The organism is Aliiglaciecola lipolytica (genome assembly GCF_018860635.1).
Classification (GTDB): Bacteria; Pseudomonadota; Gammaproteobacteria; order Enterobacterales; family Alteromonadaceae; genus Aliiglaciecola; species Aliiglaciecola lipolytica_A.
Genome location: NZ_JAHKPT010000025.1, coordinates 271,802 through 285,045 on the forward strand (window position 1 = coordinate 271,802; position 13,244 = coordinate 285,045).

Consider the following 13,244-nt stretch of genomic DNA (forward strand, 5'->3'; position numbering starts at 1 on the left):
ATTGCTTTCTAATCCGAGATGAAGAGAGGGGAATAAATATCTCGGCCTCAAGCGGCCGAGTTTCAAGAGCTGTTTAGCTTAAGCAACACCGCCAAGTGCAATAGTATTAATATATTTCAAAGCATCATAAATATTCACCCGCGCTACAGCAACTTTAGCTGTGCAGCTAAGCTCCAATATATGTTCGGGTTCGTGCTATTTGGAGGCGGGTTTGTCACTGTCAGCCCATGTGTTAATTTTAAAACTATTTGTTATTCGTCGTTTACCGCAGTTTCTAATAATTGTACTTTTAAATTAAATTGATCATATAGCCGCTTAGATGAAGATGAGCATACTTTTGCTACTTTTTTGCACCAGTCTATATAAGCTAACTTCCGTTCAAGCGACCACTGGCTAGGGATAGAAGATACGTTAGATATTACTTCAGCTAATTTGATTGATTGCGCAGCATTACTCCCTATGGAAATCTGATTAAGTAATTCTATTTTTTTATCATCAGAATTTTCCGCTGAGTTGCACGTCAGCTCTAGAACTATTTTTGAAACTTCGCTTCCAAATAGGTACTTTAGACCAATACTGGTAACCTCAGTATCTTCTAAAATGTTATGCAAAACTGCCGCTATAAACATATTTTCATTGCTATTTGATTCATAAAACTGGATGAGTTGCACCACTTCAATCAAGTGGTTTACATATGGCTCGCCAGTACTCTTACATTTTTGGTTCGCATGATGTAGTGAGGCAAATTTAATCGCAGAATGTAGAGAGCAGGAATGCTGATATCCGTATAATTTAGCGCTGAACACACAGCGAATTAGTGTCTCATAGGGTTTCATCTCATCTGTAGTGGTATGCTCAATAGGTAATGTTGATAAGACAACAGCATGTAGTTCATTGCCTTTAAGACTGCTATTTGAAATTAAGCATTGATATTCGCTTGGCAACTCATATACGTCAAAATTTCCTAGGCCGGCATAGAATCCGTATAAATATTTCTTGCGCTCTGGACTGTAATAAAGAGATTTAGCCGCTATCCAGTTGCTAATATTTTTTAACGCTATCTTAAGACTTGTATCGTACCCCATGATTTCTCCCGTCTAGCTTTCTATTAATACGCTGAATCTAACTTAAGTAGCCAAGCCTGATGTACGAATAGGAGAATTAGGAGTGTGAGTTCATATCATCATTATTACCGTTACTTAGCCGAATCTTAATTCATGAAAAATAAGCGGTCAATGAAAAATAAACGTAACCATTTGTATTTAATACACTTTTAAAATAAATGATTGACAAAATATCAAAGAAAAACTCTCTATCAGAACATTTAGCTGTTGGTAACCATTAACAAATGTAAATCAATCACCCCTTATATAAAGGAAATTATAAGAAGGATTATAAAAATGGCAGATTTTAAAAAGATAGAAGAATTAGAAAAACGATTATGGTCAGCAACTGACTCACTTCGAGCCAACACAGGCTTAATAGCGCAAGAGTATTCCCGACCAATACTAGGCTTAATTTTCCTTAAGTATGCTGAATATCGTTTTTCACTCGCAAAAAGTATGATTGAAGAGCAAAACAGTTCACGGCGTCGAGGTGGGGCTTTATTTGGTCATGGTATTAAATCAAAAATTCAAGCAGAAGGCGCTATGTATGTGCCGGATGATGCACTCTACTCTAATTTATTGGCATTACCAGAAGGTTCAAACATCGGTATTAATGTTAACAACTCCATGAAAGCACTTGAAGCAGATAACGAAGCAATTAAAGATGCCCTGCCTAAAACTTATACTCGCTTTGAAAACGATATACTCAAAAGCTTGCTTAAAAACTTTAACGACATCGACTTCAGCCTTGGTTCTGATATTTTCGGTCGAATTTACGAATACTTCCTTAATGAGTTTGCTAAAACAGAAGGTCAAGGTGGTGGTGAGTTCTTCACGCCCTCAGCATTAGTAAAGCTAATCACAGAAGTGATTGAACCTTATCAACGGTAATCGTTTTAAACAAATTTTGGTTAACTTTGTATCTAACGCAATTAAGTTTACTTTAATCGGTAGAGTAGAAATTAGAATATCTGTAGAAGCTAAAGCTTTAGAATTTACAGTGAAAGATACGGGTATTGGAATGTCTCAGGAAACCATTGATACGTTGTTTGATCGCTTTTCTTAGGCAGACACCTCAATAACACGAAAGTTTGGCGGCACTGGATTAGGTATGTCTATTTGCAAAAATTTAGTGAATTTGATGCAAGGTAATATCACCGTCTCTAGTGAACTAAAACTAGGTGTTGAATTTACCGTTACGTTACCGCTAGAACGGGCAGAAACAACAATTTATAACGAACAGGCTTTCAGATCTGAATTACCTAATTTGAGCAATAAACGAATATTATTGGCAGAGGATAATCAGATCAATCAAATGGTATTTCAAGCTATGCTTGAAGCAACCAAAGCAGAGTTGGTTATAACAAATGATGGGCAACAGGCAGTCGATTTATTCCAAAATGGACAATTTGACATTGTATTTTTGGATATTCAAATGTCTGTGATGGATGGGATCGAAGCTTGCCAGCTTATTCGGCGAATTTCTAAAGATGTACCATTAGTGTCTCTAACTGCCAATGTATCTTCTCAGGATATAAAAAAGTATCTAGCTGTTGGGTTTGATTATCATATTGGTAAACCTATAGACCTAGAGGCGTTATTTATGCCACTTAAAACTTTGGTGTAGGCATTTTGAGTTTTATTACCTCGACTATTATTCGAGAAACAGTGAATGTAGGCAATGTCGGAATTTTTTTCGTTAGTAGATTGGTAAAAATCGACACACTCGCCAAAATCTTCAGTCCATTGAGTATCTACAAACAAGACACCTATAATTCCGGAAAGGTTGTCATGCCCGCAATAGAGTTCTTATTAGACAGTTCACTTATAAATTAAAAGCCAGCATAAAGTGCTGGCTTTAAAAATATCAACTCGTTCTACTACAGGATATAAATCACTTGTCTAGAGACTTTTTATTTTCCAATACTATTGAAAAAAGAAAGTAACCTATCCAGCTAAAAAGTAGTGTCCCTAAAAGCCATAAAGCTTTTTTTGTTCCTGAATGTTTATTCGAAATTAGAACAAGGACTATAGGCAAAAAAATTATCAGTAATACGAACAATACTTGAACATATCCAATAGATCCCATCATTTGCTCCTTAGTGAACTTTACATGTAACGGTAAGACCAGTTTCAGTCTCTTTCGATGAACAAGTCATAGAGATACCACTTCCTGTACCACCACCATTAATCGTGACTGGAATGTTTAGTCTGTTGATCGCTTCTAAGTAATTGTTTACGTTAGTTTCACCGGACAATTCAACTGGCGCACCAGATGCGACAGCTGTAGATGTCTGGTTAATGGTGTTATTTTGACTATCAACCATCTCGATAAACTCCCCCGATAAGCTACCATTAAAGCTTATTTTATCAAAGCTTATTTTAGCAGTACTACCATCTGAAAAAGTAATATCTAATATATAAGGGTAATCTTTAGTTAAATAAAACATATCCATTATTTGATAGATTTGATAATTTAGATAATCCTCAAATGTGCGATTTTCAATTGCATAATCCATAACATCATTAGATTTATTTGATTTAACAACATCATAGGCACTATCTGCGATTTCGCTTGGGATTGTTACATCAAGAGCGCTAATTTTAGCTGCCCCCCACAAATCTAACAATGTACTTACTTTTTGAATTTCGTCAGTGGTAGGTACGAGAGTTATAATATGAACAGAAGGTGGAACCCCTGGCTCTTGAGTAATTATATTTATAACTCTATACTTTTTATGCTGAGCAGCAGGACGATTAACCACCGTAACGGTGTTCATAGAACCTCCGTGGTCTATGGCATCGAACCTAGCTTTTGTTTCAAAATCATATTCCGAAACGCAACTGTCACAATAACTAAATAAATTTTCACTTAAGCTCAATTTTGAGTAAAAACTACAGATAACTACTAAACTTACAACTATATATTTCATTACAACTCCAATTAAATAATTTTATATTCCATTTTAGAAATTTTATATTTGGGTACGTTCTTGTGCCTTATTATCGAGCTAATAGAACCCGCCCTAAAATTTCGGGTGAGGATGTTATCATGTTAAAACCAGTGATAAAAGGTAATATTTTTATACACCCTTTGGAGCAAATGAATTGGCGAATGATAAAAATACTTCTACATCAAAACTTTTTACTAGAGCATAAATATCCACACACAAGGAATAATTGTTAACAGCAGTTTAAATTTCGCCTTTTTCGGTGATGGAGGTACGCGAGGTAACTGATAACTGAATGCACGGTTAAAGTACCTCTTTTACGATAACCTTCTAATCTATTTTCACGTACCATGGCAGGAATTGCTCAATATCGATTTCTAAGTTGATAGGCTGCGACAGCAGGTGCATTAGGTAACCGAATAACAACTAAACCAATTGTTTTGGCGGTTTCGATGATTGCTTAAAGCACTGCAACAGCCAATCATAAGAGGCTTTATCTCGTGTTCAGCGGGTGCTAGCAATGTGGATTTTGGTCGTGGTCACAACCACAATTTTAAACGCTGAATCAGGTGCTTGCTGATTACATGAAGGACGCGTTTATGCCCTCAGGGGCGTGTTCACAAGTAGAGTCAAGTCATCCGCATAGCGGGCAAATTTGCTAACGCATTTCTTTAAATCTTTGTCCAAAGGATCGATAATTATGTTCGCTAAGAGCGGTAATAATGCCTTGCATCTGTTTCACCGCTTGTTGTCCATTTCGACTTGATAAAGCTAAAATGTGTGATTCATAGAGATCGTTTCAATCTTGAGATCTCTAAATCTAGTTTGTAATTGGCATCCTGAATCTTTTCATTACTAATTTCATAGTTATCTAAAACTTCATCTGAGAAAGGTGTTCCGTTTGAGACTATGAAATACTTTTCCATTGGCGTTTTACCTTTATGCACGCCGTGTGGACGATTCCACTTGTAGTAGTGCTGCCATTCAGAGAGTTGATTATCCAAGTAATCAGAATCAATATCTACAGTTGCGTAGAATTCGGCTCTATCCGTTTTTTGCGAACGCTCGACCTTTCCATTTAAGTGTGGCGATGCCGGTTTATTTGGACGAAATTAATACCTAGTGTCATCATTTGATTCTGAACTTTCTCAGCAAAAAACTCTCTACCTCGATCTGTTTGGAAACGTCATCTCTTCAACCACTGCGTCAATAAAGTCTAATGTGTTTGCAGCTGTACTGTAACCCTCCCTTTTATCGATCACATTTAAAGAAAGTTTCCCTGATTGTAGCCGTAGGCTGAGATAACATAAATATACTGGTCACATATATGCCACAATATAGAGCAAAGTTACTTTCTTTAGGCTAACCCTATTTAGTATTAGTTAAAGTTAGGTTTACAATAATGACACACTGTATGTTAAAACAGTTGTTATGGACTTTTTCTTATAAATATGAGAAATTCTCTTACAATAGTACAAAGCATTTAAATACATTTGATTACATAACGGATTATTATGAACAAATTAAAAAAGAGCATTACTGTCAGGTTTTTCTCAATTGAAGCTGAGAACTCTTTTTTTAGTGAGTTTATTTCCAATTACCAAGCTAATCAAAGTAACGATAATCAAACTCGGATTATCAACATTCGAAATAAGAAGCACTTAGTAAAAGCATTTAACTCTACCAAGCTAAATGTTTTTCCAGTAACAGTAGTTCGTGAAAGGAATACATGGCAAACAAAAGCCACAAGCGATGGTAAGATTTCCTCCATAGCGATAAACCAAGGTATTATTGGTGACCCATATTTTTTTAAAATAGTACCAAATTTAAAGCTTGTTATCGGCTTTACGTCGGGGCCAAGTGTTAGCTTGAAAAGCGTTGGAACGTCATTGTTGGAACAGTTCAGTAATAATAGATCAAGTAAAATTAAATTAGAGCTTATTCCAAAAGAAAAAGAGTTTTCAAAATTAACTGAAATAAGTGATTACAGTAGTCTGCATTTTAAAATAGGAACATCGTCACTTTCAGATGTATCTGAAAATGCCCCCCAGTTAATTCGAGATTTAAGTTGTGCTCCATACCTAGAGAGCAACATGCAACTTGCTTTAGATTTTGCCATTGATGAAAAAGAAGATTCGGGTTTATCAAAAGAGAATGTCATTGAGATTGTAAATTATTTATCAAATCATGATGACTGTACACTTTTAAAAGTTAAAGGAAAAAATGAAGACGGCTCTGTAGTTCATTTAGATTTTGGTAATGCATTCTTTAATTATAAAACTGAAATTACTACACGCCATAAATATATCGATGAAAAAGCTGCTCAAGAAGTTTTAGAAGCAGCCCTAACCAGTTTTAAATCCTTGTAATAACGAGTGCATAATCGTTATTTTATTTAGACATTGATAATATTTCTTTTCTGGTTATAGGGTGAATGCCAGCCAACACGTCATTATTGAGCAACTCTAAAAGTTTATGTAAAGAACCTACTTCAATATTATCAGCAAGCGTTTCATTAATTTCTTTAGAAGCTTCACGAGATAAACCGATATTAATTAATTCAATCACTCTATCGTCACTTGCTCCTATTTCAATAAATGTATGTAACTTAGTACTCGATAGTTCTAATTTTTTTAGGGCTATAACATTTGTTAGTAATACTTGATAGCACCGTAAAGCATTTGCCATTCTAAACCTAATATCATTATTAATAACTTTAATAACATCCCTCACGGCTTTATTAGGGTTTATTCCATCCCCCTTATTTTTGCGTTTTTCCATCCATAAGATTTGTTCATTTATAATCTCTTTTAAACTATCACCTTGAACCCATTTAGCGGCAATAACGCACATGTATGACATATGATATTCTCCAGTCGGAGCATAAACACCAAACTCCTCCAACTTCTCACAGACTTTTACTAATACGCTATAGAGACTTTTTGATTTTGGATGGGGTAATATCCAATCAGTCAAATCATCAATTCCATTCAAAAAATTAAACAATTTGTTTTGTTGTATATAACCAATAGTAGGACTTGCTTCAAGTGTGAAGGGTGCAACTTTCAAGCTTCTATAAGCAATTTTAACTGCGTTCTCCAAGGCAGTAATTTCATGTTGGCTTAACTCTAACTCAGGAGACTCTAAAGTGTTATATAATTTCCCTTCTGCAATTTCTTTAATCAATTTGTTTGCAATAGTGTAAAACTTATACTGGTTGTCCTCATCGTGCGCAAAGGTTCCGGCTAATGCTTGAAATACAAAGACGAGTTCCTCATTTAAAGCTTTATAATATGTAGGGATTTTGTCTTCATCACCATCATTTTCATCGAAATAATCATCTACTTGCCATTCATCAGGTTCAACTATAAAAATATTACCAGCAAAATGTTCAAGCATTCTTCCAGCTCGACCAGTAATATTATTAATTTTGACATCATCCAATCTTTCTGGAGCACCCCTTCCTTTTGACTGCATAGGCTTAAATAAAAACAAGTTCTTGGCAGGTAGATTAACACCTTCGGCTAGTGTACTAGTACATGCAACAAATTTTATCTGATCCTCTTTAACAAGGTTTTCTATCAGAACTCTCAATGAACTAGGTAGTGGTCCATAGTGAAAGGCAACTCCTTTGCGCAGGTTATTAGCCAATGTGAAACGATTATGGATAAACTTTTCCACATAATCTGCGGCCTCTTCAAGCTCATCAGTTGTATCAAAACTGTCTATCTTACTAGCTATATTTTGTGCAATATTTTCACAGTGGTCAGTTTGATTTCTATAAATAATATTACTTTGCCCCTGCCCAAGCCGTAAGGATATGTCTGCCAAATGTAGGCCTGTAAAGTTCTTTGGAATTCGTATACTGTCGTTGGTATTGAGTCTATTAATAGCTAGTTCTCTACCTACAAGCTTTACCTCCATCATAATTTTCGCAACAGGAGAAAAAGATGTAATTTCTTTTTTGAATTCAACATCTTTAAATACAGATGAAAAGGAATCTTGATAGCTTGCAGAAGGCATACTTACAATTACTTGAGGGAAACTATTTTCCAGCAATTTATCTATTGTTAAGTGAAGTAATACGCCTCGGCTTTCATCAGCAATATTGTGAGCTTCATCAATAAACAAAAAGTTAAAAGATATGTCACCTGATTGCAGTGCATCAAATAACCTTTCTTGAGTCATTACGAAAAATGTTCTATCGGCATAACCACCATCTTGAGGAACAGTGCAAATTTCAATTTCCTGCTCAAAACTTTGTTCTTTGGCAATTTCATATAATTTACTAGCCACTTCAGAAATTAACGCTCTAGTTGGAACGATTATCGCAGCAAAAGCACCATCTGAGTCAATCATCCGACGTGTTAAATAACTCAAGATAATATGAGTTTTTCCCGCTGAAGTTGGCGCAACAGTTATAACATCATTATCGGACATTAAGTTTTCCCAAAGCGTTCTTTGGAAGTCCGTGAGTGGAAAATTTAATTCCTCTACTGTATTCAACTCTTGTCTGAACTCCATTTCAGCTTCAGAATAAAAACTATATCTAAAGTTGAGTTCGGGATAATTATTTTCAATAAGTGTAATATTAGGAAAATCACCTGCGCTTGAAAATACCTTATTCGCAATACCTATTACCTCTGGGTATGTATCACCAGATACATCTATAAGCATTGAGAGCAATGCTGCCCCTTCTTTTCGAAACTTGCTATCATTAACCTGATATAAGTATTGGGCTACTGAAGCCAACTGTTTTACATGTTTCCTATCAAGCTCCCCATTACCTCCAACCATCTTGAATATATAAGAGCGAAACAATTCATTGCTAGCACTTTTAAAGTCGTCACTAGCCATAGCTTTTAAAGTAAGCTTTTTTACAAATTCACTCATTTTTTAATATCCATATATTTAATAAATTGCTTAACGAGATCATCAATACACTCGAAAGGTAATATCATCAGTACCGTTTTATTGACAGGCAACTCTTGTTTTTCAAGTTTCCTATAAAAATCACCTATATAATCACCAGCAATATCAATATACTTTTGTTCGAATTCATCCGGAGTACATTCTTGCAACTCAGGTTTCGCAAAACCAATGAAGCAGGAATTGTGCAATATATCTTCGAGGTCAGAATTTGAAACAGGATTCAAAATATCTAAAAGGTGATCTTCCAACTCTTCATCTAAATTTGGGAAGTCCATGAAGCTATCAATTAAATCAAACTCATCTTGATATTTATCTTTTGCAGATTTAATTGATTTAGTAGCATCACTTGCGGCAGACTTGAAATCCTTATAGAGCTTAGATTCACCAAGGAAAAGTTTAAACTTTCCATCATAAAATTGCCCATGTACACCATCTGCACCAAAAACAGGCACCTTGCGAGAAGTCTTAGTAGAGATTTTACTGAGCAACTTTGGGGCTTCTAAATAAACATCCATTAACGTAAATAATATTAACTCTCCCAACTCGCCTTGAGCTGTGTGTTGGCTCAGTTTTCGAATTGCCTTTTCAAAGAGTCTATTAGCAGCGCCATCTTTCTTGATGCCAAGTTTCTTTTCAATTTCAGAGCATTTAAAAACAAAATTAGCCATTATTCCGTTTTTAATTGCTAAAAATAATTGTGTAAGTGCGTCATTTGTATCGGCAGGAGGCAAATAAACTAGCAAAGTTTCGACACATCTTTCATCAGCTAACTGAAAGGAAACATTCACTCTTCTTAAAACTGTTTTAATTTCTTCGTTATTTTTTATTTGTGGCTCTAAACGTGCTTCCATATCGTTTTGTTACGTCCCTTTAAATTAGATCTATTTTAATGAAAACCATCTAAAAATATTATGCTATGTAGTATCATTATCAGCTTGCTCATCAGCTTCATCTTTAGCTAAGCTTGTATAGTGGAAACTGGTTAATTCAGAAGTTAAGAAATCATCCATCAATAATTTAATAAATAAATTCTTTGACACTTTAGTATCCAATTGAATCTTATCGTTGGCTGCGTTGAATCTAATTTTCCCCCTCAATGATGGGAATGCTCTACAAAATTCAACAATGCGCTGATTTTCAATGCCAGCTTTTAAAACAGGGGAATTCTTTGCTATCTTGGTGAGTTTCCTAGCAGTTGTTACATCGTCAATTAACTCATGTAAAGTTTCAGGATTTTCCAACAACTCAATAGCTTCAACAGCTTCGACCGCTAGCATAGCTTCTTTTTGTATCACTTCGTGGAAGCCAAATGACTTTTCCAACGTTTTAAGATCAATTACCAGTAAGGAATCATCAATCCTAAAAAATTGAAAATTTGAACTTAACCTGAAGAACTCTTCTTTTAACTCTTCAAACCGATGAGCTGATTTTTTCAAAAAGAAACTGGATCGCCCGTATATATTAATTTGAGCCATCGTTTTATATAATACAACTTGATTTTGTTCGTCACCTATTTCAATGATAAGAGAGGATACAGAAGTAATTTCATCATTCTCAAGATCAAAAGTATCTTGATCATCTGACTCGATCACTGACTGTAAGCCCTGCAAAGACTCAGGTACATCAATATCATATTCGTAAATAACATTCTTTCTTTCGTCAGAAGTAGATAAAGGAACAACACTTAATTCTTCATCATTAATTATTGTATCGACGAGATTTCCGACAAACATTGCTCTAATACTAGGAAGATCATCCGCTCTTATATCTAGTTTTTTCGGAACAATTTCGCCTTTCAAAAGTACATATACTGTAACGCCAATTTGTTCGATATTGTCGGAGAAGTATTGCAGCTTATTATTAAGTTCTTCCTTGTTCATTATTCAACTATTGCTCCGTAGTATATTCTTTCATCTAATTTAATGTATGACACTCGATCTAAACTTTTTAACTTACATCGAGTAATGATTATTATATTTTGCCTAGACTCATGGTTTTTGAAGTCACCATCAGCCTTATAAATATGAAATCCCAGTAATGCTAATGAAGGGTTTGCATAGAACAAATCCGTCTTTATGTAGATAACCCCCATAAAGACTAATAACAAAGCTAACACAATCAAATATCGAGTACTTTCAAAATCAAAGGTTACCAATGGAATTATATATGTCGCCAAAAATGTTAAGTGTTCGTAGTTGATACTTTCAACCTTAACCAATTTAAAAGGAATATTGGTTGAGCCTTTTATTGCAAAATCAAATTTTTTGAATTCATACCCACCCCAAATCAAACATACAACACATATTGCCGGGACTATGATAGAAGAATTTAAATTTTCGATACCAACAAAGTGACAACTATCCCCCCAACAGATCGGAATCTTCGCCGTAATTATTATGACTAACAAAAATAATAACCAAAGAGAAATAATGTATAGCCCAAATTTCCGTCTGATCATTTATCCTCCTTTTTAGTAATCCCTTTCGCGATACGTTCTAATGTGCGATGAACAGTAGGTCTACCAATACCATATTTTCGTGAAAGAGCGGATATAGATTCGCCTTTTAATTTCGCTTGATATAACTCTTTAGCTTGTTTGTCTGTCAAGGCAGATGTTCGGCCAAGGTGTTTACCTTTGGCCTTCGCTTCTGCTCGCCCCTCCGCAGTTCTCGCCTTTATCAAATCCCGCTCTAGCTGAGCGAAGACTCCACACAAATTTATCATAGCGTTAGAGAAAGGATTATCATTGCTAGTATTGAATGAGCCGTCAATGATATTCAAACACGCGCCCTTACTATGAATATTATCTATCGCATCAAGAATAGACTTTAATGAGCGCCCTAAGCGATCAAGGCGTGTAACAATAACTTCATCACCTTCACGAATAAATTCAATTAATTCTTTAAGTTTTTCTTCATTTTTAATTGAAGCGCCTGATTGCTTACCTTGAAAAACTTTTTCACAGCCGAAGCCATTCAACTTGGACAGTTGAACCTTTAAATCTTGTTCTTGAGTAGAAACTCGTGCAAACCCTACTTTCATATGTACGAAACCAATACCTTTCGTACAGGCTAATCAATGACTGTACGTAAGTCAAAATCTATACATTCGTACACGAACGAAATAACAAAGGTACTTACGTACGCTAAATATATGTCGCTTACAAAGAGCAAGTGAACAAATGCGGGTTGTGAGCAATTTTTGATTTGAAAATCAAAAAATTATTTACTAAACTTATTTAAGTTAAATAACTTAATTAACTTATTTGGGTGAAGTATGGGTAGAAAAGCTGAATTTACAGATCAACAAATTATCGATGCGGGAATTATCATCGAAACAGAAGGCAAGCTTGTGAGTCCGTTTGCAATTAGAAATCGATTGGACGGCGGTAGCTCAGAACGAATAAAAAAAGTATGGGAAAAATACGTAGCCCAAAAAGAAGTGGTAGTTGATGAAAAAGTCGAAGAAATTGATCTACCAAGTGAAATTTTAGATAAATTAGAAAAGAATCAGCAAACTGCCAAACTCCAACTGGAGAAATTAGCACTTGAAAGTTATCGGGTAGCTCAACAAGTAGCTGAAAAGAGAGTTAAATCTACTATTGAGGATTACCAATCAAAAATAGCTGCGTTTGAAGAATCCGAAAACCAAGCTTCATTAGCTATCGACTCAAGTGACAGAAAAATAGATCAACTTGAATCAACTTTAGACTCTCTAAGTACGAAAAATGAAAAACTATTAGCGGAAAACTCAAAGTTACAAGGTTCACTCGACACCTTAGTTGAGCGTTCCCTCAAGTTAGAAGAAAAAGAAAAACAATACGAGAAATTGCAACGTGATTTTGGAAAGCTCGAAGGAAAATTAGAGTCATTGCAAAAACGGTAATGTTAGTTACTCTTAATTTTAATCAAGTAGTACGTATTAAAATTGGTTTATTGTACTAAGGAATTTTCCCTAAGCTGTCATTTGCAATATGCATTAAATACATATTCTTTAGTCTGAAAAGTGCTCAATGAAGTTAACTTGCTTACGACAAAATTTATAAAAAAGCTGACCTAAGCAACTGTGGAATGATGAATTTATTGCCGGTTGACTTAATGGCAATTCGGAGCGCCATTAATTGCGGTATGAATTCTAACTATTTATCCGTAGTGATTAACACTTGACAGCCGATTATAGCGTTGCAACTATAAATTTGTATTGCTTAGGTGATTCAAGGACAGCGTAATGTTTTTTATGCCGCCAATAAGGGCGG

At 35.1% G+C, this 13,244-nt stretch carries 11 protein-coding genes and 2 pseudogenes; 5 read left to right on the plus strand and 8 right to left on the minus strand.

Annotated features, from left to right (window positions below; genetic code table 11):
• Positions 1 to 251 precede the first annotated feature (251 nt).
• Positions 252 to 1,085, minus strand: coding sequence for an HD domain-containing protein (locus KO530_RS13680; protein WP_216049001.1), 834 nt, complete (start codon positions 1,083 to 1,085; stop codon positions 252 to 254).
• Between the two features lie 315 nt (positions 1,086 to 1,400).
• Between KO530_RS13680 and KO530_RS13685 the strand changes: the two genes are divergently transcribed.
• From KO530_RS13685 to KO530_RS21995, 3 genes and pseudogenes are all read left to right on the plus strand, one after another.
• The gene (locus tag KO530_RS13685) at positions 1,401 to 1,997 is read left to right on the plus strand and encodes a type I restriction-modification system subunit M N-terminal domain-containing protein (RefSeq protein WP_252729257.1); all 597 of its coding nucleotides are present in this window, start codon (positions 1,401 to 1,403) and stop codon (positions 1,995 to 1,997) included.
• Positions 1,978 to 2,307 (plus strand): annotated as a pseudogene (locus tag KO530_RS21990) (ATP-binding protein); the annotation flags it as partial. The gene KO530_RS13685 and the pseudogene KO530_RS21990, both read left to right, overlap by 20 nt.
• Positions 2,308 to 2,394: 87 nt before the next feature.
• Positions 2,395 to 2,733, plus strand: coding sequence for a response regulator (locus tag KO530_RS21995; protein ID WP_289847905.1), 339 nt, complete (start codon positions 2,395 to 2,397; stop codon positions 2,731 to 2,733).
• Between the two features lie 472 nt (positions 2,734 to 3,205).
• On the opposite strand, the gene KO530_RS13700 is transcribed toward KO530_RS21995, so the two are convergent.
• Both KO530_RS13700 and KO530_RS13705 read right to left on the minus strand, forming a co-directional pair.
• A complete protein-coding gene (locus KO530_RS13700; RefSeq protein ID WP_216049003.1) occupies positions 3,206 to 4,039 on the minus strand; it encodes a hypothetical protein in 834 nt (277 codons plus the stop codon).
• A gap of 803 nt (positions 4,040 to 4,842) precedes the next feature.
• Positions 4,843 to 5,292, minus strand: a pseudogene (locus KO530_RS13705) (integrase core domain-containing protein); the annotation flags it as partial.
• Positions 5,293 to 5,571: 279 nt separating this feature from the next.
• On the opposite strand from KO530_RS13705, the gene KO530_RS13710 reads away from it, so the two are divergent.
• Entirely contained in the window at positions 5,572 to 6,426 is an 855-nt protein-coding gene (locus KO530_RS13710; protein WP_216049004.1) for a DUF6731 family protein, read from the plus strand.
• 22 nt (positions 6,427 to 6,448) lie between these two features.
• Here KO530_RS13710 and KO530_RS13715 read toward each other — a convergent pair whose 3' ends face one another.
• From KO530_RS13715 to KO530_RS13735, 5 genes are all read right to left on the minus strand, one after another.
• A complete protein-coding gene (locus KO530_RS13715) occupies positions 6,449 to 8,950 on the minus strand; it encodes a DEAD/DEAH box helicase (protein ID WP_216049005.1) in 2,502 nt (833 codons plus the stop codon).
• The gene (locus KO530_RS13720; RefSeq protein ID WP_216049006.1) at positions 8,947 to 9,840 is read right to left on the minus strand and encodes a HamA C-terminal domain-containing protein; all 894 of its coding nucleotides are present in this window, start codon (positions 9,838 to 9,840) and stop codon (positions 8,947 to 8,949) included. Before KO530_RS13720 ends, KO530_RS13715 begins: the two co-directional genes overlap by 4 nt.
• 63 nt (positions 9,841 to 9,903) lie before the next feature.
• Entirely contained in the window at positions 9,904 to 10,869 is a 966-nt protein-coding gene (gene kwaB, locus KO530_RS13725) for an anti-phage protein KwaB (protein WP_216049007.1), read from the minus strand.
• Positions 10,869 to 11,447, minus strand: coding sequence for an anti-phage protein KwaA (gene kwaA / locus KO530_RS13730; protein ID WP_216049008.1), 579 nt, complete (start codon positions 11,445 to 11,447; stop codon positions 10,869 to 10,871). The genes kwaB and kwaA overlap by 1 nt, the downstream gene beginning before the upstream one ends.
• Complete coding sequence (locus KO530_RS13735; protein ID WP_216049009.1) at positions 11,444 to 12,031, minus strand: recombinase family protein; 588 nt, start codon at positions 12,029 to 12,031, stop codon at positions 11,444 to 11,446. Before KO530_RS13735 ends, kwaA begins: the two co-directional genes overlap by 4 nt.
• 234 nt (positions 12,032 to 12,265) lie before the next feature.
• Between KO530_RS13735 and KO530_RS13740 the strand changes: the two genes are divergently transcribed.
• A complete protein-coding gene (locus KO530_RS13740; RefSeq protein WP_216049010.1) occupies positions 12,266 to 12,874 on the plus strand; it encodes a DNA-binding protein in 609 nt (202 codons plus the stop codon).
• Positions 12,875 to 13,244: the final 370 nt, after the last annotated feature.

Excerpts from the sequence above, each read along its gene's own strand:
- KO530_RS13715 (WP_216049005.1), bottom strand. The coding sequence starts at position 8,950 with ATGAGTGAATTTGTAAAAAAGCTTACTTTAAAAGCTATGGCTAGTGAC.
- kwaB (WP_216049007.1), bottom strand. The coding sequence starts at position 10,869 with ATGAACAAGGAAGAACTTAATAATAAGCTGCAATACTTCTCCGACAAT.
- KO530_RS13740 (WP_216049010.1), top strand. The coding sequence starts at position 12,266 with ATGGGTAGAAAAGCTGAATTTACAGATCAACAAATTATCGATGCGGGA.
- KO530_RS13710 (WP_216049004.1), top strand. The coding sequence starts at position 5,572 with ATGAACAAATTAAAAAAGAGCATTACTGTCAGGTTTTTCTCAATTGAA.
- KO530_RS13735 (WP_216049009.1), bottom strand. The coding sequence starts at position 12,031 with ATGAAAGTAGGGTTTGCACGAGTTTCTACTCAAGAACAAGATTTAAAG.
- KO530_RS13680 (WP_216049001.1), bottom strand. The coding sequence starts at position 1,085 with ATGGGGTACGATACAAGTCTTAAGATAGCGTTAAAAAATATTAGCAAC.
- kwaA (WP_216049008.1), bottom strand. The coding sequence starts at position 11,447 with ATGATCAGACGGAAATTTGGGCTATACATTATTTCTCTTTGGTTATTA.
- KO530_RS13685 (WP_252729257.1), top strand. The coding sequence starts at position 1,401 with ATGGCAGATTTTAAAAAGATAGAAGAATTAGAAAAACGATTATGGTCA.
- KO530_RS13700 (WP_216049003.1), bottom strand. The coding sequence starts at position 4,039 with ATGAAATATATAGTTGTAAGTTTAGTAGTTATCTGTAGTTTTTACTCA.
- KO530_RS13720 (WP_216049006.1), bottom strand. The coding sequence starts at position 9,840 with ATGGAAGCACGTTTAGAGCCACAAATAAAAAATAACGAAGAAATTAAA.